Raw genomic sequence first — 23,986 nt, forward strand, 5'->3', positions numbered from 1 at the left:
ATTTTTTGGATAAGGATTTAGAATGAAAAAGTATAGGTGATAAAAATGATAGCAACGAAGGATATACGTATAGAAAAAGATTTTTTAGGTGAAAAAGAAGTACCAAGTGCAGCTTATTATGGTGTACAAACATTACGTGCCGTAGAAAACTTCCCAATTACAGGATATCGCATTCATCCATCACTCATTACAGCAATGGCAATTGTGAAAAAAGCGGCGGCGCTTGCGAATATAGATACTGGTTACTTAGCTAAAGACATTGGACATGAAATTGCAGAAGCAGCGCAAGAAATTGTTGATGGAAAGTTTCATGATCAATTTATCGTAGACCCTATTCAAGGCGGAGCCGGAACTTCTATTAATATGAATACAAATGAAGTAATTGCGAATAGAGCGTTAGAACGTATGGGATATGAAAAAGGGGCGTATGCGAAAATTAGCCCAAACACTCATGTGAACATGGCCCAATCAACGAACGATGCGTTTCCGACAGGAATTCATATTGCAACTCTTATGATGTTAGAAAAGCTTCTTATTACAATGGAAGAACTTCATTCTGCTTTTCGTAAAAAAGCAAAAGAGTTTGATCACGTTATTAAAATGGGACGCACACATTTACAAGATGCAGTTCCAATTCGCCTTGGACAAGAATTTGAAGCGTATAGCCGAGTGCTTGCGCGTGATATAAAAAGAATTAAACAGTCTCGTCAACATTTATATGAAGTGAATATGGGGGCGACAGCTGTTGGTACAGGATTAAATGCAAATCCTACGTATATTGAACAAGTAGTAAAACATTTAAGAACGTTTAGTGGATTCCCACTTGTTGGTGCAGAGCATTTAGTTGATGCAACGCAAAATACAGATGCATACACAGAAGTATCTGCAGCACTTAAAGTATGTATGATGAACATGTCTAAAATTGCAAACGATCTTCGTATTATGGCGTCTGGGCCACGTGTTGGGTTAGCTGAAATTCAATTGCCAGCACGTCAGCCGGGTTCATCAATTATGCCAGGTAAAGTAAATCCAGTTATGGCAGAAGTGATTAACCAAGTCGCATTCCAAGTAATCGGAAACGATCATACAATTTGCTTAGCATCAGAAGCAGGACAATTAGAGTTAAACGTAATGGAGCCTGTGCTTGTATTTAATTTAATTCAATCTATAAGTATTATGAATAATGGATTCCGTGTATTCCGTGAATATTGTATTGAAGGAATTACAGCAAATGAAGAATTGCTGAAGCAATATGTTGAGAAAAGTGTTGGAATTATTACAGCAGTTAATCCTCATATTGGTTATGAAGCAGCATCTCGTATTGCACGTGAAGCGATTGAAACAGGAAAATCTGTTAGGGAGTTATGTTTAGAGCATGGTGTACTGACAGAAGAGGAATTGGATATTATTTTAGATCCATTCGAAATGACTCACCCTGAAATTGCTGGAGCTTCTTTATTAAAAAATAAAGAAATGTAATGTGAAAAACACCGATCCATTTGGATCGGTGTTTTATTTTTAAAAGATATTAAATACAGCGTTTAATTGAAGTAAGCTAATAACAGCTAAGAAGATTAAACTGTATTTCATTGCTGTTTTAAATAGAGCAGATTCTTTACCAACTAGTCCAACTGCGGCACAAGCAACTGCTACAGATTGTGGTGAAACCATTTTTGCCATTGTACCACCTACTACGTTTAAGGCAACGAGTGTAGAAGGAACGATGTTTAACTGGTCTGCTGTTACTGCTTGAAGTGGTGCGAATAAAGAACCACTTGAAACTACTGAACCTGTAATGAATACGCCAATCCATCCTAAGATTGGAGAAAGAATTGGGAATGCATTACCAGTAGAAGAGAATGCAAGTCCAAGTGTAGATGACATACCAGAGTAGTTCTCTACGTAAGCTAATGCGATAACGCTACAAATTGTATATACTGGAGCTTTTAATTCTTTCATTGTTTCAATCATTAATTCTTTAACCATTTTACCTTTTACGCGGTAAACGATAAGTGAAACGATAATTGCTAGTACAATCGCAGTAGTTGTAGAAGAGAATACATCAAATTTGAAAACAGCTGCGAAAGGTGTATCAGCTTTTGTAATTGGTGTAGTTTTCATAACAGCATTATGAAGACCAGGGAACTGAATGTTAAATACTAAGTTTGCTAACGCACCATCTGGAGCAAATAAAGCTTTAATCGGTTTTAAGTTAAAGATTGTTACAAATGCAGTTAAGAATACGAATGGAGACCAAGCATATAAAATTTGATTGAATGTATGTGATACTTTAGTTTCTTGTTTTTCTTCTTTAGTAGAAGATTTTGGTTGCCAAACACGTAAGAATAATGCAAGAGAGATCATACTTACAACGGCTGCGAAAATATTAGTAAGTTCTGCGCCTAAGAAGTAAGTTACAGCGAATTGAGTAATAGCGAAAGAAACACCACTTACAAGAATACCTTGCCAAGTTTCTTTAATACCTTTAATTCCATCGACCATTGAAACAAGTAAGAAAGGTAAGATAACACTAATGAAAGGTAAAATAAGAACAGTTTGACGACCAATAGTTAATGCGTCAAGTTGAGTTAATTGTGCTGGTACTGTAACTGGAATACCCATAGCACCCATAGCACCACCAGCAATATTAGCTACTAAACAAATACCTGCTGCTTTTAATGGATTAAAGCCCATACCTACAAGTAGTGCAGCTGTAATAGCAACTGGAACTCCTAGACCAGCTGCGCCTTCTAAGAAAGCACCGAAAGAATAAGCGATTAATAATACTTGTAAACGTTGATCATTTGTAATGCTTGAAATACTATCGCGAATAATATTGAATTGCTCTGTTTTAACAGTTAATTTGTAAAGGAAAATTGCGGCGATAACGATAGTACAAATTGGATAAAATCCAGATAAAACACCGAATCCGGCAGATGCTACAGCTACTGTTGCTGGCATTTTATAAACAAATATTGCAAGGATAATAGCGACAATCACACTATAAAGACCAGCCATGTAACTTTTCATTTTGAATCCCATTAAACAAATGATGAAACAAAAGATTGGAAGTGCTGCGATTAGTGCAGATAACCAAATATTGTTTAATGGGTCATAAATTTGCGTCCAAGTACTCATAATAATGACAACTCCTATCTATTATATGTGAAGAAATTCACATTATTTGTGAAACTATTCACAATCAACTTACATGCTTAGTATATTCTCCTTCAACACTATTGTCAACGTAAAAAAGTATAATTATTCCATAATAGTGTTAAAAGAAAAGCTTTGTTCATAAAGTAGACAAAAAACACACTCAAATGAATTTAAGTGTGCTGTATAAACTATGTGCATATTATTTTGCTTATTCAGATGGCATGTTCCTTATAGGCGTATATTAGATGAAGTCTTTTATATTAAGTATAAAGTTTGATATATGCAATTATCTGTCCTGTTTGATCTAGTGGGGGGAACGGTGAGTGGATTTAATAGGAAGTTTTGCACAACAATCCAACCGCTTGCAATACGAATAAAAAATAAGAAACAAATTTTTAATATCACATCATCTCTTTTTACTGAAAATTCCTTTTAGCGTAACAAAGAGGTTAATTATAGTTCAACTACATTACGATAGGTTATCAATTATAGACGGTATTTTACAATACCGTTACTGTGCATTTCAATGAGGTGAAAATATAACAAAAAGCCTGATAAAACAACGTTTGCAAGCAAAGTATTCGTAGGCCATTATTTTGCTTTTTCGTTATATCATATAGTATAATATTCAAAATCAGCAAGGATTTTTTCCTGAATTTTTGCTGATGAAGATGGAAAAATTTTTCGGCTTTATAGGTTGATAAAGTTATGTCGTAACAGGAAATATAAGAACAGATATATAAATAAATAAAAAGAACATAAAAACGCAAATAAAAACGAAAATGAGGGGAACTTTATGAGCCAAAATCAATTCGAATGTCGTATTTCAGAAGAAGATGTACAAATGTTAAGAGCGTTAGCTCACCCACTTCGTCTACGTCTAGTAATGGAACTTATGCAAAGAGGAACATGTAATGTAACACAGCTACAGGAAGTATTAGAAATTCCACAATCAACTGTTTCACAACATTTAACGAAGTTAAAGCAAAATAAAGTAGTACGCTTTGAAAGACGAGGATTAGAAGTGTATTATCAAATCCATAATGATAAAGTAAGTGCGGTAGTAAAAACATTATTTTCTTAAAATTTGAATATTATGGAAAAAGACGTGTAGAATATACGTCTTTTTTTATTTGTCAGAAAGGTAGCGAGAGAGTAAATATTAGCATGTTAGGAAGAAATGACTATCAATCAACATGCTGCCTTACGGAATATATTCTAAAAGGAAAAGAAAAAATAAAAAGGAGTGTAGTAAGCAAAAGGAGGGATAGTAGTATGGATGTGAAACGTGTGAAACAAATCTTATCTTCTTCAAGTAGAATTGACGTTACATATGAGGGCGTACCAGTATGGATTGAGAGCTGTGATGAGCAGAAGGGGAGTGCTCAAGTGTATGATGTATCTAATCCTGGTGAGAGCGTTCATGTGGACGTGACAGCTTTAGAGGAGAAGTAATAAAAAAGACGCTTCTAATTTTAGAAGCGTCTTTTTGTTATTCCATCATATGTGCAATTTTCTTAGAGAACATAAGAAGTACTAATCCCAGTACAATTACGATAATACCGATGCTTGCGAATACTTCTAAATATCCTAAAGATTGAGTGAAAGCGGCTAATTGTCCTGCTAATAAGTTTGCGAAGCCAGTACCAGCTAACCATACACCCATTAATAATGATGCTAATTTAACAGGAGCGATTGCACTTACCATAGATAATCCGATTGGTGATAAGAATAACTCACCGATTGTGTGGAACATGTAAGTGAATACAATGAATAGTAAGTTTGCTTTCATTGTAATGTTACCTTCATCGCTACCAGTTTTTAAAACAGCTAAAGTTAGAACTAAATATCCAATCCCTAGTAAAATCATACCTAATGCCATTTTTGTTGGGATTTTCAAATCGCCATTTTTTGTTTTTGAAAGCTTAATCCATAACGCAGAAACAGGTAATGCTAGTAAGATAATGAATAGTGGGTTTACAGATTGGAACCAAGGTGTTGGAATTGTAAATCCACCAATTGTACGATCTACGAACTTATCTGTGTAAAGTGTTAAAGAACTACCAGCTTGCTCAAATCCTGCCCAGAAGAATACAACGAAACAAGTTAAAATTAAAATTGCAGCAGTACGTTTTTTCTCTTGTGTTGTTAAAGGTTTTTTCTCAATTGCTTTTGCATTTTTTTCTTTAGATTTTTTTCCTACAACAGTTGTTCCGATAGACCCTAAGTAACGAGGTGCTAAGAAATTAAAGGCAAGCTGCCCAATAATCATACCGATACAAGCTGTTAAGAAACCGTATCTATAATCTGCGAAGTAACCGCAAATGAATGGAGCGATAAGAGCTCCTAAGTTAATCCCCATGTAGAAGATAGTGAAGGCACTATCACGACGAGAATCGTTTTCGCTATATAATTGACCTAATAAAGTCGAAATATTTGGTTTGAAGAATCCGTTACCAATAACTAATAATCCTAATCCTAAGAAAAGTCCAGTTTTTGTGTTCATTGAGAATAATACAAAGTTACCAATTGCCATGATGATACCACCAATAGTAATGGCATGTCGCTTCGTAATGAAATGGTCAGTTAACCAACCACCAATAATAGGTGTGAAGTATACTAACATTGTGAAAATACCGTAAATTTGAACTGCAACTGCTTTATCAAATCCTAAACCGCCGCTTACTAAGCTCGTTGTTAAATAAAGAACTAATAAGCCACGCATTCCGTAATAACTAAATCTTTCCCACGCCTCTGTAAAGAACAACAAGTATAACCCTGGTGGATGTTTTTTTGGTGATTGTTGCTCTCCAGCTTTGTCTAATTTTAAAGCTGCATCCATTTTTGTTTCCCCCTAATCCTGTATAACGGATATTTATGTAATCATTTTAATTTACAAAATATTTAGAAGTCAATAGAATTATATGGAAATAGAAAGAAAATTTCTAAAAAAGTTCTATTTTTCTTCGACCGTTACTGTATTTTGCCCTGAAAACGAGATGATAAGCGTTTTCAAATGTAATAATTGAATTCTAAAAGAAAATAAAATAGTGATTAATCAGAAAATTTAGATTAAAACATTTATTCTGATATAAAGAAAATATATTCTATTTACTTTCTCAATATAACATATTGGGAATAAAAATACAAAACGAAATAATGTGACATTTAAGTGAATTGAAAAATAACCAGCTCCACAGAAGGGAGCTGGTTAAGGAAATATTATTTAACAAAGCGTTTTTCGATGTCATCTAATAGTAGGTTAGCGGCCATTACGCCACCAGCTGTATTCCAAATAACGTCATCAACTTTGTATGCTTTACCATTTTTTACTGCATTTAAATTTTTAAATAGAGGATCGTTTATATACTCTTTTTCTAGTTCAGATCCTTTTTTCTCATTGCCTTTATCGAATGTGAAGTAGAATAATACGTCACCATCCATAGCAGAAATACGCTCTTTAGATACGTTACGCTCTGCAAAATCATCTTTATTTTGATCTCCAGGACGTTTAAATCCAAGTTCTTTTAAAATAACACCAGAGAATGTATCGCCATGATAAATACGAACATCACCAGGCATGAAACGAACCATAGAGATTTCTTGGTTTACTTTATCGCCAAGTTTGCCTTTTAAATCTTTTATACGTGATTCGTAATCAGCTGCAACTTTTTGACCTTCTTTTTCTTTATTTAATGCTTTTGCATAAAATTTGAAGTTATCTTTCCATTCACCACGTAATGTTTCTGAGAACACAGTAGGTGCAATTGCTTTTAGTTGTTCGTACACTTTTTCGTGGCGCATTTTATTACCGATAATTAAGTCTGGTTTTAAAGAAGCAATTGTTTCAACGTTAACTTGTCCTTCATCACCAACAACTTTTACATCTTTCATTTTATCCTTAATATGTGGATACCATGGGTCACCAGTCCAAGACTTTACAGCACCAACTGGTTTCACACCTAATTCAAGTAAAGCTTCAGTTCCTTCATTTGTTAAGATAACTACACGTTTTGGATTAGCAGGAACTTCTGTTTTACCCATTGCATGTTCTACAGTAACCACTTCTTTTTTATTATCTTCTTTTGTAGATTCTTCTTTGTTATTTGATTTTCCACAAGCGCTTAAAAGCATTGAAAATGCTAGTAAAAATACAAATACTGTAAACGATTTCTTCCGCATGAAATTCATTATGTACCCCCTACATGTTGAGAATATTTTTCAATAGCAAGCATGATATTAAGCCTTTATCTTTTGATTGTCAATACATATGGGTGAAAATAATTCTCATTTCCGTTGACAATGAGAATTAAGTTGAAATACACTAACAACGTATCATTATACATTGAAGGGGAAACGCTGCATGTTATTAAAAACAAATCGAGCAAAATGGATTGGATTATTTGTTGGAATCATTGCAGTCGTTATTTGTATTTGGGGAAGTATTATTTTCGGGTATACAAATACGAGTTGGAAACTAGCATTGGATGCTTTTTTCCATTTTAACGGTTCCAATGAACATATTATTATTCAAAATGTACGTCTGCCTAGGGCGTTAATTGCAGCTAGTGTTGGTGCTAGTTTAGCCATTGCTGGTTGTCTTATGCAAACTCTAACTAAGAATCCACTTGCTTCTCCAGATTTTATTGGATTAAATTCAGGTGCTGCGTTCTTCATAGTTGTAGCAATTGTAATCTTTTCAGTAACATCATTATCAGCTTTCACATGGATTGCCTTTTTAGGAGCGGCGGTTGCAGCTGTACTTGTATTTGCTTCTAGTTCTTTAGGAAAAGAAGGAACTACTCCTCTTAAGTTAACGTTAGCAGGGGTCGCAATTAGTGCGTTATTTTCATCATTAACACAAGGATTACTTGTGTTAAATGAAAAAGCACTTGAAGAGGTATTATTTTGGCTTGCTGGATCTGTGCAAGGGAGAAAGTTAGAAATTTTACAATCTGTATTCCCATATTTATTAATAGGATGGATTGCATCTCTTATGATGGCAGGGAAAGTAAATACATTGATGATGGGAGAAGACGTCGCGAAAGGACTTGGACAACGAACAATTTTAATGAAATCATTCGTGTTACTTATTATTGTACTGTTGTCTGGTGGTTCGGTTGCGGTTGCTGGCCCAATTGGATTTATTGGAATTATTACTCCGCATTTTGCGAGATTTCTTGTTGGAGTTGACCACAGATGGAGAGTGCCTTATAGCGGATTGTTAGGTGCAATACTACTAATATTGGCTGATATAGCAGCAAGATATGTCATTATGCCACAAGAAGTACCAGTAGGAGTTATGACAGCATTTATTGGAGCTCCATTCTTTATTTATATTGCACGTAAGAGAGGGCTTAGCAAATGAAGAAATATATTCCGTTTCGTATAGGAAAAGGTGAGCTCTCGTTTTTAATGTATAAACGAGCTTGTCTCGTCTTGTTAAGTTTACTAGTTGTTTTAATAGGATTATTCTTTGCGAGCGCAGGTATGGGAGACATGAAAATTGCTCCTTATGACGTATGGCAAGCAATTACTGGAAATGGCGATGCGATGTCAAATATGGTTGTGAATAAGTTTCGTATGCCACGTATTTTAATTGCTATCCTCGTAGGAATTGCGCTTGCTGTAGCAGGATGTATTTTACAAGGTCTCGTTCGAAATCCACTTGCTTCTCCGGATATCATCGGGATTACGGGCGGGGCAAGTGTTGCAGTTGTATTGTTTTTAGCTATATTTAGTGATAAAAATAATGCGCTAACTGTAAGCATTCATTATATGCCGTTAGCAGCCTTTGTTGGGGCAACGATTGTGGCGCTTTTTGTATATTTATTTGCATGGAGAAATGACGGGTTATCGCCGATTAGTCTTGTTTTAATTGGTGTGGGGTTTTGGGCATTAACGAAAGCGGCAACGACTTTGTTTATGTTGTTAGCACCAATTTATCAAGCGAGTCAAGCGAATGTATGGATTACAGGTACTGTTTATGGTTCTTCATGGCAAAACGTTATGGTGCTTGCACCGTGGGTTCTCATTTTAACGGTAATATCATTTATAGCTGCTAGACATTTAAATGCGCAAGAGCTAGGGGATGATATTGCGGTAGGACTTGGTGTTCCTTTAACGAAGTCACGCGTATTCATGTTATTACTTAGTACGGCTTTAATTGGGGGAGCAGTTGCCTTCGCCGGAGGAATTGGATTTGTCGGTTTAATGGCACCTCATATTTCACGAAGGCTAGTTGGTTCTTTATACGGTGCATTACTCCCAGTTGCAGCTATTGTTGGTGCAATTTTAGTACTTGCTGCAGATTTAATTGGGCGTACAGTTTTCACACCACTTGAAATTCCAGCAGGGGTATTTACATCAGCAATTGGTGCACCTTATTTTATTTATTTACTTTATAAAAGTCGGAATTCATAAAGGGAGATGAATATGCAAAAAGCATTGGAGACGAAACGTTTGACGTTGTCTTATGGTGAAACAATTATTATCGATGAGTTGAATTTAGAAATTCCAAAAGGTGAAATTACAATCTTTATCGGTTCCAACGGTTGCGGGAAATCAACTTTATTACGTTCACTAGCTAGATTATTAAAGCCAACAACTGGTGACATTTTGTTAGATAATCAAACTATTCAAAGTATGCAAACGAAGCAAATTGCTCGTCAAATGGCAATTTTACCGCAAGGACCGCAAGCACCTGAAGGGCTTACAGTATTGCAACTTGTAAAACAAGGACGCTATCCATATCAAACATGGCTGAAACAGTGGTCAGAAAAAGATGAGGAAATGGTACAGAAGGCACTTGCAGCAACAGGTATGACAGAATTTGCTGAGCGTGATGTGCATGCTCTTTCAGGTGGACAACGACAACGTGCTTGGATTGCAATGACGCTTGCACAAGATACAGATATTATTTTACTGGATGAGCCTACTACATATTTAGATATGACTCACCAAATTGAAGTGCTAGATTTATTATTCGAATTAAATGAAACAGAACAAAGAACAATTGTTATGGTATTACACGATTTAAATTTAGCATGTCGCTATGCAGATAACATTGTAGCCATTCAAGATAAACAAATATATGCACAAGGTAAACCTGAAGAAGTGGTAGATGAGAAACTAGTACGTGATGTATTCCGAATGGAGTGTCAAATTAGTACGGATCCGTTGTTTGGAACACCGCTTTGTATACCTCACGGAAGAGGAAGACGTGTAGTTAAAGAAGTTGCTCAGGTAATGAGATAAAAAAACGATGAGTGATTCATCGTTTTTTTTATTTGGTACAAGAAAATAAGAGGAAGAGAGGAATACGTAAGCGACGTTTATACTCTTCTTCATTTTGAAAATAGGTTGGATTTGGTGTAGCTTCTTTTAATGATGTAATGGTAAATCCGGCTTGCTGTAATAATGTGAAATAATCTTCCGTTGTACGATGATATTTAATAACTTCTTGGTCAATCCATGGTTCAACCCGTTTGCCTAGTTTAAAGTAATCATCGACGAGCCAACTCGTTCTTTTACCACTTGTTTGTAAGCTTTCAAACGAAGAAGTAATAACGGGATGTTGAACGCTAAAGGTAAAGGTGCCATTTGTTTTTAAAGTTTGAAACACATTTTGAAAAATGGCATCAAGATGTTCAATATAATGTAAGGCGAGTCTAGATGTTACTAAATCAAAAGTGGAAGAGGGGTAGGTATAATCTTTGAGGTTTAAAAAATGAACAGATCCATTTTTATTTTCTAGTTGTTTTTTAGCTTTTTCATACATAAGTTCGGAGCCTTCAATGCCGGTGTAAGAGTAGCATCCCTTTTCTAATAATTCCGCGCCAAACTTAGCATCACCACAGCCTAAATCGAGAATTTGTTTTCCTCGTACATGACCAATGAGCTGAAAGAATACTGGTTTTTCAATGGATTCATTTGGGCTATTTTCTCGGTATCTTCGTTTCATATATTGTTCGAAAAATGCTGTGTTATTGTATACATCAGATTCTGTAAATGCCATGTTTGAAACCTCCTGAAATATTTTTTTAATTCTATCAAATATGAAAAGTAAATAATAGATTTATTGTAATGAATCATATATAATCTAAAATTGTAAGCGGTTACTTTAAACTATTTTTCTATAATAAATTCTGAAAACGTGTTAAGCTAGTAGAGGGATTATTAGAACTATTAAGACAATAATCCGCTTACATGAACGATGGGAGGCTTCACGATGTCTAGTAAAACACTTGCGAAATTTTTAGAAGAAAATTTAGAGGATTTAAAATCAAAGGGGCTTTATAACGTAATTGATCCGCTTGAGAGTTCAAATGGACCGATCATTACAATTGGCGGAAAAGAATATATTAACTTATCTTCAAACAACTATCTTGGATTAGCAACAGATAGCCGTTTGCAAGAAGCAGCAATTGGTGCTATTCATAAGTACGGTGTTGGAGCAGGGGCTGTTCGTACAATTAACGGTACTTTAGATTTGCATATTAAGTTAGAAGAAACAATTGCAAAGTTTAAACATACAGAAGCAGCAATTGCTTATCAATCAGGATTTAACTGTAATATGGCAGCGATTTCAGCTGTTATGGATAAAAATGATGCAATTCTTTCAGACGAATTAAACCATGCTTCTATTATTGATGGTAGTCGTCTATCAAAAGCAAAAATTATTGTTTATAAACATTCGGATATGGAAGATTTACGCCAAAAAGCAATTGCGGCGAAAGAATCAGGTCTTTACAATAAATTAATGGTAATTACAGACGGTGTCTTTTCAATGGATGGAGATGTTGCAAAACTACCAGAAATTGTTGAGATTGCAGAAGAGTTAGATTTAATGACATACGTAGATGATGCACACGGTTCAGGTGTACTTGGAAAAGGTGCAGGAACTGTAAAGCACTTCGGTCTTTCTGATAAAGTTGATTTCCAAATTGGTACATTATCAAAAGCAATTGGGGTAATTGGTGGATATGTAGCAGGGAAACAAAACTTAATTGACTGGTTAAAAGTTCGTTCACGTCCATTCTTATTCTCTACAGCATTAACACCAGCTGATGCAGCAGCTTGCATGAGATCAATTGAAATCTTAATGGAAAGCACAGAGTTACACGATCGCTTATGGGAAAATGGCCGCTACTTGAAACAAGGATTAAAAGAACTTGGCTTTAACATTGGAGAAAGTGAAACGCCAATTACACCTTGTATCATTGGGGACGAAGTATTAACACAAGAATTTAGTAAACGTCTAAATGAAGAAGGGGTATACGCAAAATCTATCGTGTTCCCAACTGTAGCAAAAGGAACAGGGCGCGTTCGTAATATGCCTACAGCAGCTCATACGAAAGAAATGTTAGATGAAGCAATTCTTAAGTATGAAAAAGTAGGAAAAGAAATGGGCATCATTTAAGTAACGACATCTTTTGAATAGCTTGCAAATGAGGAGTGGGGAAAATGAAAAAAATTCTAGTAACCGGTTCTTTAGGGCAAATTGGTTCTGAACTAGTAATGAAACTTCGTGATGTATACGGCGCATCAAATGTTATTGCAACAGATATTCGTGAAACAGATAGTGAAGTAGTAACGTCTGGTCCATTTGAAACGTTAGATGTAACAGATGGACAAAAACTACATGATATCGCAAAGCGTAATGAAGTAGATACAATTATTCATTTAGCAGCTTTACTTTCAGCAACAGCAGAAAAAAATCCGTTATTCGCATGGAACTTAAATATGGGCGGACTTGTAAATGCATTAGAAGCAGCTCGTGAATTAAACTGTAAGTTCTTCACGCCAAGTTCTATCGGTGCATTCGGTCCATCGACGCCAAAAGATAATACACCGCAAGATACAATTCAGCGTCCTACTACGATGTATGGGGTAAACAAAGTGGCAGGAGAATTACTATGTGATTATTATCATCAAAAATTTGGCGTAGATACGCGCGGTGTCCGTTTCCCAGGTTTAATTTCTTACGTAGCTCCTCCAGGAGGCGGAACGACTGATTATGCAGTTGAAATTTATTATGAGGCGATTAAAAAAGGTGCATACACCTCATACATTGCTGAAGGAACGTACATGGACATGATGTATATGCCTGATGCTTTACAAGCGATCATTTCATTAATGGAAGCTGATCCAAGTAAGCTAGTGCATAGAAATGCATTTAACATTACAGCAATGAGCTTCGAGCCAGAGCAAATTGCAGCGTCAATTCGTAAACACATTCCGACGTTTACAATGGATTATGCAGTAGATTCAGCTCGTCAAACAATCGCTGATAGCTGGCCAAACTCTATTGACGCAACTGCAGCAATGAAAGAGTGGGGCTTTAAAGCAGAATACGATTTAGACAAAATGACAACTGACATGCTGGCTAAGTTAAAAAAAAAGCTCACAGCTGAGTTAGTGATGAATTAATAGGAAGAGTCGATTCTTAGGAATCGGCTCTTCATTATTTTTGGGAGGAGAGAAGTCTTATGCAAAGAGTTGATGTCGTATACGCACTAATACATGACGAAGAAACAGATAAAATATTAATGGTACATAATACAGAACAAAACGTTTGGTCATTGCCAGGTGGGGCTGTGGAGAAAGGTGAAATATTAGAGGAAGCACTAATAAGAGAAGTGAAAGAAGAGACAGGTTTAACTGCTACGTTAAGTGGGCTTGTTGCGATCAATGAAAAATTCTTTGAAGAATCAGGGAATCATGCACTGTTTTTTACATTCCGAGCGAATGTAGTAAAAGGGGAACTTATTGCGGAAGATGAAGGTGAAATTTCTACAATAGAGTGGGTAGATCGAACAATTGCGAATGAGCGCTTCCCATACTATGACGGAGGATTTGAATCTTTATTAGAAATAGCCATTCCATACAAGTTTCAACCAGAAACAAAGTAATTGAACGAAAAAACAGGAGCCACAAGGCTCCTGTTTTCTATTCAATCGTCTTCAGTAATAGTTTTTTCAGCAATGGTTTAATCTTCAATCGTAAATCTTCAGCATGATTTGCAACTAAGAAGTGATGGTTATAAATATTTTTCATCAATTGATAAGTTGCTTCTTTCGCTTCGCCTTCTTCGATGAAGATACCGATTACTTCCATACCACTTTTACGCGCAAGTTTAACAGCTTCATGCGTATCTAAAATTCCGTCTTGTTGATAGTCTAGCGCAGAAGGCTCACCGTCTGTGAAGACTAGTAAGAATTTATGTTTCTCAGGTCTTTTGGCAAGTTTTTCAGAAACGATACGAATAATATATCCGTCGCGGTTATCTTCTTCTTCACGAAGTTGCATAATTTCTGGACCAACGTTTGGCAACGTTGAGTTTTTATAATTTACAACTTCATGAATAACGTTCGGCTTATCTTCAGGTTTAGCGCTAGAGGCATCTTCCCAAAATCCGCTAATAGCGTGCGGGATTTTTAAAGACTTTAAAGCTTCATGGAATAGTACAACACTCTTCTTCGTTTCTTCCATTTTGTTATACATAGAACCAGAACAGTCAACTAACAGTTGGAATGCAACATCCAGTTCTTGTGACTCTTGTCCTTTTTTATAAAACATACGCGGTTGTTTTTCGGTATAAATACGAAGGAATTTCTTACGAAGTCTTCCGTAATATTTATCACTATTCGCATTCGTTTTATTTTCAATGGTTTTTTCGATAATTTTCTTTAATTCTTTTACATCTTTATTGACGACTGATTTGATAGCTTGGTAATCTTTTTTCTCATCTGAGTTTGGTTTGCGAGCTTCTTTAAATGTATGAGAAGCACCTACATTATACTTACCGTATGCACCGTCGTGCTGGCTAGAAGCGTGTGAAGCCCTTGCTTCTTCTGTATCAGCGCCATCAAAGTTGGATTGTGTACTTTTTTGTGAAGTACCTTGTACAGAACCAAGTGCTTGGTCGCCATCTTCTGATTCACGGGCAGTATCACCCATCATATTAGTTTTTGTTCCGCTTTCTAATTCAAAGCGTAAAAAGTTCTCGTTTTCGTTATTTTTATTTTCACGATGCCATGTGGAGAAACTTTCATCCATTTTGTTTTTATTTTCATCGTCATCTATAAGCTGCGTATCATCATTTGCTAAATCTTCGACGCGACAGTTCTTTTCGTCTGCAAGGACAGATAAGTAAAGTGGAGCATGTCCGAAATAGTTGTTAAGCATATCGCTTTCAAGAAGCGCCTCTAAGCGATAGCGAATTTTCTCAACGATATACATAATATCTTCTGTATTACGTGCTTGGAATGTTTCATGTAAAATCGCTTCAATTTGCTCAAAATATTCATTATTAAACATTTCGTATTTATCGCTAGTTAATGAAAGATAGCATAGGCAAAATAGACGATCACCGTGATAATTACGAACACGGTTTATTTCATTTTGAGAGCCGAAATAATTGCGGTACATTTCTTTTCGACGTTTAAAAACATGCTTCGTGCCAGGACGTAAGTTCTTTACGATTTCCTCAACGCGTAAATCTTCTAATAGAACAAATAATTGTGTTAAAAACTTTTTTAGGGGCGATTCTTGCAATTCAATCGCATAAGAACGAATTAAAGTCATGTCCGAGTAATGTTTATTACCAAGTGCTTTTAAGAACACTTCGCTTTTTAATCCGATTACTGTATCTTCTTCTTTTCGATCATCCCAAAAGTGACTAATGACAACTTTCTTTTCAATTTCGTCGTAGTATGCTTTATAGCCATATTCAAGATAGGCATCGTCTTCTTTTAGAAGGGCATACATTAAGTTTTCCATTTGTAGAAACAGCGACGCATCAATTTTTTTGTCACTAAAAATTTGTCTCATAAATTATCCCTCAAAGAAATAACTTTCTGCTAATTCACGGACAGTCATTTGTTCTGTTTCATCATTAAGTTTTGCAATTATGCTTCGTTCAATCGCTCGCATAACAGGAATATATACACCTAAATCACATGCGTCGATAATACCACGAATACTTGCTGCTTCTTCACTTACACGTCCATCGCGAGCTAAAGGCATAAGGTCGCTTGCAAATGCAACAAACTTTTCAATTGTTGCAACATCATTTAATTTTGATTCTGCTAATAATAGTTCTTTTAATGTATCACCTTGAATGTAAGGAACTTCAATAATAACGAAACGGTTTTTTAACGCTTCATTTAGTTCACTTGTTCCAACGTAACCTTCGTTAATCGCAGCAATTACACGGTATTCGTCATCACCGTATACAACCTCTTGTGTAAATGGGTTTGTAATCATTTTACGGTAATCTAATGCGCCGTGAAGAAGTGGTAACGTTTCAGGTTTTGCCATATTGATTTCGTCAATATATAGGAAGTGACCGTTCTTCATTGCTTTCATAAGAGGACCGTTAACGAATGAAACTTCAGATGCACCATCTTTCGTTTGTAGTGTATTGTATCCTAAAATACCCTCTACATCTAAGTCGACAGAGCAGTTAATGCTATGCATTGGTTTTTGGAATAAAGAAGAAAGAGTTTCCGCTAGTACTGTTTTACCACTACCAGTCGGTCCTTTTAATAGAATGTTCTTGCCAAGAAGAAGTGCTGTAATCGCATCTTCAATAATGCTATTATCAGACGCTTTATATATTTTCGTTCCGATTAAATGTGCATTTTCACCAGCTTCTTGTTTATTCTTTTCATGAATCGTAGAAAGCTGTTGTTTTAAATCAGCATGTATATGAAATTGTTCTAACATGTATTTCCCACCTAACATTATTTTCATAAAGTAATACATCTTATGATAACTTGTTTTAATATGGTATGCAAAGAAAAGGAAGGAGGATAAAGGGAAAAGAAAAAGCAATCAAGATGAAGTTGATTGCCTACAGTAAAGGAGAAATGAGCCTCATGAAAGACTCCAATATGCGTTTTTTTATACTTCTTTTTTGGAAAGAGTTCCATTTAATTTCAGTTGAATGTTTAAAATCTTCTTCAAAATCACGTTTAATGTCGTGAACTGTTTTTGATTCATAAAGCACGCTAATAATTTCGTAATTCAATTCAAAGCTACGTACATCCATGTTCGCTGTTCCAATAGTTGCAATTGTATCATCAACGAGTACAATTTTTGCATGCATAAAACCATCTTTATAACTGTAAATAGAAGCACCAGCTTTTAAAAGCGGAGTGAAATAGGATTGAGATGCTTGATCACTAATGATGCTATCACTTTTACCTGGATATAAAATCCGTACATCTATTCCGGCAATTGCACTTAAGCGTAATAATGTTAAAGTTTCTTGATCTGGAATAAAGTAGGGTGTAGCGATCCAAATGGATTTTTTTGCAGAGCCCATAACAGCTAATAATGTATTACGAATACTTTTATCATCGGAGCTTGGTCCGCTTGCTACGATTTGAACAGCACCTTCTGCATTTGAAATCTCTTTACCTGGGAAGTATTGTCTATTCATGAATTGATCCCAGGAATAAGTATTTAAACCACTAGAGGCATAGAGCCAGTCTTCTAGAAAGATTGCTTGTAATTTATATAATGCTTTTCCTTCTATTTTTAAATGACTATCACGCCAAACAGGAAATTTCTTGGAACGGCCAAGATATTCATCACCGACATTGAGTCCTCCGGTAAAACCAATTTTTCCATCTACAATAACAATTTTTCGATGGTTACGATAATTGACAGTTTCAAGTAACCAAGCTGAAAAAATAGGGTCAAATTCTACAATTTCAATCCCAGCTTCTTTCATAGGTTGCAAAAATCGTCGTCGTAACGTATTACTTCCAAGGCCATCATAAAGGAAGCGTACAATAACACCATCTTTTGCTTTTTGTATTAAAGCATCTCGAACTTTTGTACCAATTTCATCAGATTTATAAATGTAGTATTGAATATGTATATGATGCTTTGCCTGCTCTATAGCTCGCAAAATTTCTGAAAATGTTTGATCTCCGTTTGTTAAAAGTTTTGTAGTTGTTTTATCTGCGGCAGGACCACCTCCAAATTTTTGTATGACTTCTGTTAAATGTATGGAACGTTCATTTAGTGGGACTGTGAGTAATAACTCTAGTCTTCTTCCTTCTAATATTTCACGGAATAATTTTCTTTGTTCTTCTGAACGATGGAGATGTTTTTTTCTTCTCCAGCGGCTGCGTCCGAAAATAGCGTATAAAAGCACACCTATAATAGGAAGAAGTGCTAATACTAAAAACCATGCTAACGTACTTTGTGGAGATCTATTTTCTATAAAAATAACGAATGAAATTCCGACAATTGTGATGGACCATAGAGCACCGACAAATGTATATAACGAAATATACGATGTATTTAATAGGAACAGAACGATAGATACAATTGTAAATATTAATAGTAATTGAACGATAGGCTTCTTCATTTCTATATAATTCCCCTAATCTTTTTTCAATATAGACTTCTTAAATAGAAGATGTAATATGACATCTTTATTATAAGGTGTTTTGCTTTTTTTACAAAATATAGACATTTCACCTATACTTTCCGCATTTGTCCTACATACAGTGTACTATCCCATTTTTTATCCCACTCTTAACGCATATGAAAATGAAAAAATCAAAAAGGAGCGGAGAAACATGAATTATATAGAAAATAATGGATTGTACTATCGAAATCATCATCATGGAGGACACAATCATGGTGGACATCATCACCATGGAGGACACAATCACTATGATCACCATCATCATCACGGAGGCGGATGGGGCTGGGGTGGTGGTAGTTCATGGGGAGGCGGATTTTTCCCTGGAAGCTTTGCAGGAGGAGTGTTAGGCGGACTGACAGCTGGTGCATTAACAGGTGCAACAAGTGGAGGATATTATCCGGCTACATATCCAGTAGCTTATCCATCACCATACCCTGTAACGTATCCAATGCCATACCCAGGTTATCAGCAAATACCATATTCGTATTAAACTAAAAAAGAGGCTATCCTCTTTTTTAGTTTAATACAGTATTTATTTATAAAATAATTCCAAAGTTAAGGTGGAAATATGTTAATATTTTGTTATTGTAATTCAAAAACATGCACATTAATGTAGATTTTCATATTATTATTTGTGAATAGTTATGTAGTATGATCTAATTTCTATTTCGTTATTAAAAACAAAGAGATCAGATATGAGTGGTATTAGTTGGAAACAAGGCTTGCATAGAGCTACTTAAAAGGATTGCGGTATAATAAGGCGCGAAGTAATTAGAGATATGGGAAGCTACCAGTTATAATTGAAACGGTATAATATTGCTTTTTATTACAAATAATATTATGTTATTTTAATCGGTTTATTTAAAAAGATAATTTATGTAAAGGGCTAGTATTAGAAAATGAAATATCTCTATTTCTATGAAGAGAAACAGGTTGTGTTTTAGTCAGATAGAAGCAAGGAGAGATGCGCATGCTAGAACAGAGAGGTCATGCATTATATGACTCTTCGTTGCGAGATTTAAAGTTAGCATTAGATGAGTCTTCAATTGTTGCAATTACAGATCGAAAAGGTCTTATTACATATGTAAATGATAAATTTTGTGAAATCTCTAAATACAAAAGAGAAGAATTAATTGGAAAAGATCACCGTATTTTAAATTCAGGTCATCATCCGAAAACCTTTTTTCAAAACTTATGGAAACGTATTTTGAATGGGAAAGTATGGACAGGTGAGATTCGGAATCGAGCAAAAGATGGTACATATTATTGGGTCAAAACAACAATTGTTCCATTTTTAAATGAAAAAGGAGAGCCTTACCAGTTTATCGCAATACGAAATGATATTAGTAGTAGAAAAGAAGCGGAACAGAGGTTGCGGCTAAGTGAAAGTCGTTATAGGGAACTTGCCTATCATGATGCTTTAACGAGTTTGCCGAACCGTTTGCAATTAATAACGACCGTTAATAAATTGATTGCAGATAAAAAAGAATTTGGTATGATTTACTTTGATTTGGACCGTTTTAAATTAGTAAATGATACGTTAGGTCATATGATAGGGGACTTACTTTTAAGCGAAGTCGCTTCAAGGTTGCATTATGTACTAGGAGAGAAAGATGTTCTGGCTAGGCTAGGTGGCGACGAATTTGTGCTGTTAACAAAAAATCATAGACAAGATGATATGAGGCAGTTAGCGACATCTGTGTTGTCATGTTTCCAGGCACCATTTATTCTTGAAGGCCATGAAGTATATATTTCAGCTAGTCTAGGACTTTGTTCTTATCCACAAGACGGACAAGACGTGGAAACATTATTGAAAAACTCCGACTTAGCTATGTATAGTGCAAAAGAACAGGGGAGAAATGCTGCATGTTTCTTTACAGATGAGCTACGCGCGAAAATAAATCGTAGAATGAAAGTTGAGTTTGCTTTGCAAAAGGCAATTCGTGATGAAGAGTTAGATGTAGTATTGCAGCCTATTATTGATTTGAAAACGAAGAGATATTCTGGTATAGAAGCTCTAGTACGCTGTATGACAGAAGACGGACCTATTTCACCAAACGAATTTATCCCGGTAGCTGAAGAGTCTGGACTTATTATAAAGCTAGGAGACTGGGTATTAGAAAAATCGTGCCGATTGTTTAAAACATTGCCCAATTATCAAGAAGGACTAAAGTTATCAGTGAATTTATCTATACAACAATTAATGCAGAAACGTTTTATTTTCTCTGTACGTAGCATTTTAAAGAGAACTGGTTTTCCTCCGAACCGTTTAATATTAGAAATAACGGAAAGCATAGCAGTCCGCCATTTTGATTATATTATTGCTACATTACAAGAATTAAGAAATATGGGTGTTTTAATTGCTTTGGATGATTTCGGAACTGGCTATTCTTCCTTATATTATTTAAAACAACTACCACTGGATATTGTAAAAATTGATCGTAATTTTATTCGTGAATTTCATTATGATCACGCACAACCAGAACGAACGATTGTAAAATCCGTTATTGAAATTGCTCATAGTTTAAATTTAGCAGTAGTTGCTGAAGGAGTAGAAACAGTAGAGCAAGAGAGTTTGTTACAATCAATGAGCTGTGATTATGTACAGGGATTTTATTATGCGAAACCTTTATCTGTAGGAGAGCTAAAAGAAAAGTTAATTACAGATTTTTAATAAAAAAGAGAAGCCAGCAGCTTCTCTTTATTTAATCCGTTTTTTGTGAGTCTTTCATTAGTACTGGATAAAGAATAAGACCTAATACGAACAATCCAATTCCTAAGAAGAATGTTTTTAAATCAGCAGTTCCCGTTTTGATAACCCAAATAGAGTATACCAACGCTAATGTCGTAATGATTCCATCTTTTACTCGAGATCCGGGCAGTATATCATACGTTTCTCCTGTAATAACTAATTTTAATTGGTACAAGGTAGAAACAAGGTATGGAATTAAATAGGCTAATGTTGCTACGACGATAGCGAAACTATACGCCTCTGAAACAGTACCAGAAATCGTTGAAAATAAGAAAATTTGCGTCATTATATTTGTAATCAATAGTGATTTTGAAGGACTACCTTTTTTATTTGTTTTCCCGAAAAACTTAGGGAAAAGTCCATTTTTTGCTGCCTGGTAAGGTACTTCTGAACTAACAACAATCCAGCCAACTGTAGATCCAAATAAAGATATAAGAGCGAGTAAGGCCATTATATACGCGCCTTTATTTCCAATTGCTAAATTTAATGCATCTACTAACGGTTTTTGAGACTCCTTTAAAGCATCTTGTGGAAGAGCTCCCATTGTAAGTAAAGTAATTGACATGTAAATAAGAAGAGCGATAATTAATCCGAAAATCGTAGCTTTTTTTACATCGCGCTGTGATTTTGCACGATTAGAAAGCATAACTGCTGATTCAATACCGATAAATGCCCAGAGTGTTGCAATAGCAGCTGAATTGATTTGTCCACCTAATGAGATTGATTGTCCTGCTTCATTCATAAAGGTTTGACCATCTCCGAAATTAGAGGCGTTGAAAATGAATAATGTAATTACAATAAACATTGTAAATCCGATAATTTTTGCAATGGTAGCAAGTAGATTCATGTTTCCAGCTCGATCAATATTTTGAGAAAGAATATATTGAATTCCCCACAGCATAAGGCTACATACGAGGAAAGTTAACCCTTTTCCGAGTTCCAGTGAAAATCCATTTATTGAAAAAAGAATTTGCTTACTTTGTAAAACTGGAAAGAATGTTGATAAATATCCAGCAAAGGAAATAATAACAGATGCTGTGGCAGCCCAGTTAGCAGCCCAATATCCCCATGCCATACTATATCCTGCAACTTTACCAGCTTTTTTTGAAGGAAACATCGCTTGAGCATAGCTTTGTGGTCCAGCTTTTAATTCTGGTTTCCGAATCGCTAAATTTCCAAATACAAGTGCAATCATAAATACTCCAAGGCCTGTAATACTCCATGCGAGTGTAGAACCCATTGGACCTGATACTTGTGCTAAATTTGCTGGAAGCATAAATACGCCACCGCCAACCATATTCCCGATAACAAATGCTGTTAAAACCCATAATCCCCACTTTTTCGTTTCCATTTTTGTTAACTCCTTTGTAGTAAGTTTTGCTTAAACATCATTTTTACTAGCTTTTTGACAATAAAAAAAGAGCCATGTAGATAAAAAAATACCTACATGGCTCTTTTGCCAAAGCGTAGGTACAACGGGAATAACCCTTGTACCTACGCGTAATTTTTCCGCTAGGTTTCAAGGGTTACGTATGATGATGATGTTTTTGTGCAAATGTAACTACAGTTGTTGTATAAGTAAGCATAGTTCTTTGCTCCCTTTCTCCTCTGATTTTGAAGTTAGTATACTACATGTTTTTTTGAATGAAAAGAAAAATATAAAAATTTTTATAAAAATACGTTTTAAAGATTAAATATTTACCTATATTTTTCTTGTAATGGAAAATAAGTGAGAGATTGGCAGAAGAGTGAAGCATGTTATAATACATATAGAATTAGAAGGTGACAAGGGGCTATTGTAGATGATGAGTAAGTATGAACAAATTTATACAGAAATCAGTAAATCTATTGATAATAAACAATTAAAAGAGGGATGCAAAATCCCATCAGAAACAGAATTAATGAAGCAGTATGAGGCAAGCCGAGGAACGGTAAGAAAAGCGGTAGATTTACTGCAAGAGCGTGGATATGTGCAAAAAATTCATGGAAAAGGTGTTTTTGTTTTAAAGCGAAAAAATATTGAATTTAATTTTGGCGGTATTGTAAGTTTCCAAGAAGAAAATGAACGTTTAGGACGTCATTGTATTACAGAGGTTGTGGAAATGGGCAAAGAAAAAGCCACAAAAGAAATTGCGAAATTATTAAATGTAAAAGAAAAAACAGAGATTGACCATATTAAACGTGTACGAAATATTGATGGAGAAAAAGTAATTTTAGATATAAATCATTTTGTATCTGAGTTTATTCCAGGATTAACGAAAGAAATTGCAACAGCATCGATTTATAAATACATCGAGAAAGAGCTTGGGCTACATATTAGTTATTCGCAGAGGGTAATTGAAGTACAGCCATGTACAGAGGATGACAGAAAGTATTTAGATTTAAATGGAACAGACTATGTTGTCGTTGTGAAAAACTTTACACATTTGTATGATGGAAGTCAGTTTGAATATACAGAATCACGCCACCGTTTAGATATTTTTCACTTTTCGGATGTGGCACGCAGGAAGTAAAGAGGTGGAACAAAATATTGTTTCATCTCTTTTTTTTATAAAAAAAAACACAAACTCGTATATACGAGTGTTGACTAACTTATATATACGAGTTAATATGTAATTGTAAAC

The 23,986-nt window shown here is 35.2% G+C and carries 20 protein-coding genes; 12 read left to right on the forward strand and 8 right to left on the reverse strand.

Annotation, left to right across the window (positions count from 1 at the left end):
• Positions 1-45 precede the first annotated feature (45 nt).
• A complete protein-coding gene (aspA, locus tag QO049_RS21840) occupies positions 46-1,479 on the forward strand; it encodes an aspartate ammonia-lyase (RefSeq protein ID WP_000562129.1) in 1,434 nt (477 codons plus the stop codon).
• 39 nt (positions 1,480-1,518) lie between these two features.
• On the opposite strand, the gene QO049_RS21845 is transcribed toward aspA, so the two are convergent.
• Complete coding sequence (locus tag QO049_RS21845) at positions 1,519-3,138, reverse strand: L-lactate permease (RefSeq protein ID WP_000109103.1); 1,620 nt, start codon at positions 3,136-3,138, stop codon at positions 1,519-1,521.
• A gap of 817 nt (positions 3,139-3,955) precedes the next feature.
• Between QO049_RS21845 and QO049_RS21850 the strand changes: the two genes are divergently transcribed.
• Together QO049_RS21850 and QO049_RS21855 are read left to right on the forward strand one after the other, a co-directional pair.
• Positions 3,956-4,243: an ArsR/SmtB family transcription factor gene (locus QO049_RS21850; RefSeq protein WP_000081428.1), complete on the forward strand. Its 288-nt coding sequence runs from the start codon at positions 3,956-3,958 to the stop codon at positions 4,241-4,243.
• Between the two features lie 191 nt (positions 4,244-4,434).
• A complete protein-coding gene (locus QO049_RS21855) occupies positions 4,435-4,614 on the forward strand; it encodes an acid-soluble spore protein H (RefSeq protein WP_000382679.1) in 180 nt (59 codons plus the stop codon).
• A gap of 37 nt (positions 4,615-4,651) precedes the next feature.
• On the opposite strand, the gene QO049_RS21860 is transcribed toward QO049_RS21855, so the two are convergent.
• Both QO049_RS21860 and QO049_RS21865 read right to left on the reverse strand, forming a co-directional pair.
• Positions 4,652-6,001 carry a peptide MFS transporter gene (locus QO049_RS21860; RefSeq protein ID WP_000338311.1) on the reverse strand — a complete coding sequence of 450 codons (1,350 nt, stop codon included), beginning with the start codon at positions 5,999-6,001 and terminating at the stop codon, positions 4,652-4,654.
• A gap of 380 nt (positions 6,002-6,381) precedes the next feature.
• Positions 6,382-7,350: an ABC transporter substrate-binding protein gene (locus tag QO049_RS21865; protein ID WP_284489446.1), complete on the reverse strand. Its 969-nt coding sequence runs from the start codon at positions 7,348-7,350 to the stop codon at positions 6,382-6,384.
• A gap of 172 nt (positions 7,351-7,522) precedes the next feature.
• Between QO049_RS21865 and QO049_RS21870 the strand changes: the two genes are divergently transcribed.
• Genes QO049_RS21870 through QO049_RS21880 form a run of 3 tightly spaced genes read left to right on the forward strand, consistent with a single transcriptional unit; the run spans position 7,523 to position 10,416 of the window.
• Positions 7,523-8,527, forward strand: coding sequence for a FecCD family ABC transporter permease (locus QO049_RS21870; RefSeq protein WP_000925232.1), 1,005 nt, complete (start codon positions 7,523-7,525; stop codon positions 8,525-8,527).
• Positions 8,524-9,582: a FecCD family ABC transporter permease gene (locus tag QO049_RS21875; RefSeq protein WP_000760054.1), complete on the forward strand. Its 1,059-nt coding sequence runs from the start codon at positions 8,524-8,526 to the stop codon at positions 9,580-9,582. The genes QO049_RS21870 and QO049_RS21875 overlap by 4 nt, the downstream gene beginning before the upstream one ends.
• Positions 9,583-9,594: 12 nt before the next feature.
• Positions 9,595-10,416 (forward strand): ABC transporter ATP-binding protein, encoded by an 822-nt coding sequence (locus QO049_RS21880; protein ID WP_284489447.1) that lies wholly within the window; start codon positions 9,595-9,597, stop codon positions 10,414-10,416.
• 28 nt (positions 10,417-10,444) lie between these two features.
• On the opposite strand, the gene QO049_RS21885 is transcribed toward QO049_RS21880, so the two are convergent.
• Entirely contained in the window at positions 10,445-11,176 is a 732-nt protein-coding gene (locus tag QO049_RS21885) for a class I SAM-dependent DNA methyltransferase (protein ID WP_061655586.1), read from the reverse strand.
• A gap of 213 nt (positions 11,177-11,389) precedes the next feature.
• Here QO049_RS21885 and QO049_RS21890 point away from each other — a divergent pair, with 213 nt between their 5' ends.
• The 3 genes from QO049_RS21890 to QO049_RS21900 are packed head-to-tail and all read left to right on the forward strand — an operon-like array spanning position 11,390 to position 14,072.
• The gene (locus QO049_RS21890; protein ID WP_000095905.1) at positions 11,390-12,580 is read left to right on the forward strand and encodes a glycine C-acetyltransferase; all 1,191 of its coding nucleotides are present in this window, start codon (positions 11,390-11,392) and stop codon (positions 12,578-12,580) included.
• Positions 12,581-12,624: 44 nt separating this feature from the next.
• A complete protein-coding gene (locus QO049_RS21895; RefSeq protein WP_000723129.1) occupies positions 12,625-13,590 on the forward strand; it encodes an L-threonine 3-dehydrogenase in 966 nt (321 codons plus the stop codon).
• Between the two features lie 59 nt (positions 13,591-13,649).
• A complete protein-coding gene (locus tag QO049_RS21900) occupies positions 13,650-14,072 on the forward strand; it encodes an NUDIX hydrolase (RefSeq protein ID WP_284489448.1) in 423 nt (140 codons plus the stop codon).
• Between the two features lie 37 nt (positions 14,073-14,109).
• Here QO049_RS21900 and QO049_RS21905 read toward each other — a convergent pair whose 3' ends face one another.
• The 3 genes from QO049_RS21905 to QO049_RS21915 all read right to left on the reverse strand — a co-directional run bounded on the left by QO049_RS21905 (position 14,110) and on the right by QO049_RS21915 (position 18,547).
• On the reverse strand, positions 14,110-15,993 hold the full coding sequence (locus QO049_RS21905; protein ID WP_001248851.1) for a vWA domain-containing protein: 1,884 nt from the start codon (positions 15,991-15,993) through the stop codon (positions 14,110-14,112).
• A 3-nt stretch (positions 15,994-15,996) separates the two neighbouring features.
• Positions 15,997-16,890, reverse strand: coding sequence for an ATP-binding protein (locus QO049_RS21910; protein WP_000892973.1), 894 nt, complete (start codon positions 16,888-16,890; stop codon positions 15,997-15,999).
• 127 nt (positions 16,891-17,017) lie between these two features.
• Complete coding sequence (locus QO049_RS21915) at positions 17,018-18,547, reverse strand: cardiolipin synthase (RefSeq protein ID WP_000743031.1); 1,530 nt, start codon at positions 18,545-18,547, stop codon at positions 17,018-17,020.
• Positions 18,548-18,761: 214 nt separating this feature from the next.
• Between QO049_RS21915 and QO049_RS21920 the strand changes: the two genes are divergently transcribed.
• Complete coding sequence (locus tag QO049_RS21920) at positions 18,762-19,100, forward strand: cobalt transporter (RefSeq protein ID WP_284489449.1); 339 nt, start codon at positions 18,762-18,764, stop codon at positions 19,098-19,100.
• Between the two features lie 480 nt (positions 19,101-19,580).
• The gene (locus QO049_RS21925; protein ID WP_000893350.1) at positions 19,581-21,284 is read left to right on the forward strand and encodes a putative bifunctional diguanylate cyclase/phosphodiesterase; all 1,704 of its coding nucleotides are present in this window, start codon (positions 19,581-19,583) and stop codon (positions 21,282-21,284) included.
• 31 nt (positions 21,285-21,315) lie between these two features.
• Here the strand turns inward: QO049_RS21925 and QO049_RS21930 are convergent, their stop codons facing one another.
• Positions 21,316-22,713, reverse strand: coding sequence for an amino acid permease (locus tag QO049_RS21930; RefSeq protein ID WP_000448444.1), 1,398 nt, complete (start codon positions 22,711-22,713; stop codon positions 21,316-21,318).
• A 451-nt stretch (positions 22,714-23,164) separates the two neighbouring features.
• Here QO049_RS21930 and treR point away from each other — a divergent pair, with 451 nt between their 5' ends.
• A complete protein-coding gene (treR, locus tag QO049_RS21935) occupies positions 23,165-23,875 on the forward strand; it encodes a trehalose operon repressor (RefSeq protein ID WP_053565260.1) in 711 nt (236 codons plus the stop codon).
• Positions 23,876-23,986: the final 111 nt, after the last annotated feature.

Origin of the sequence: Bacillus sp. RB3 (assembly GCF_030164735.1) — a bacterium.
Taxonomy (GTDB): Bacteria; Bacillota; Bacilli; order Bacillales; family Bacillaceae_G; genus Bacillus_A; species Bacillus_A cereus.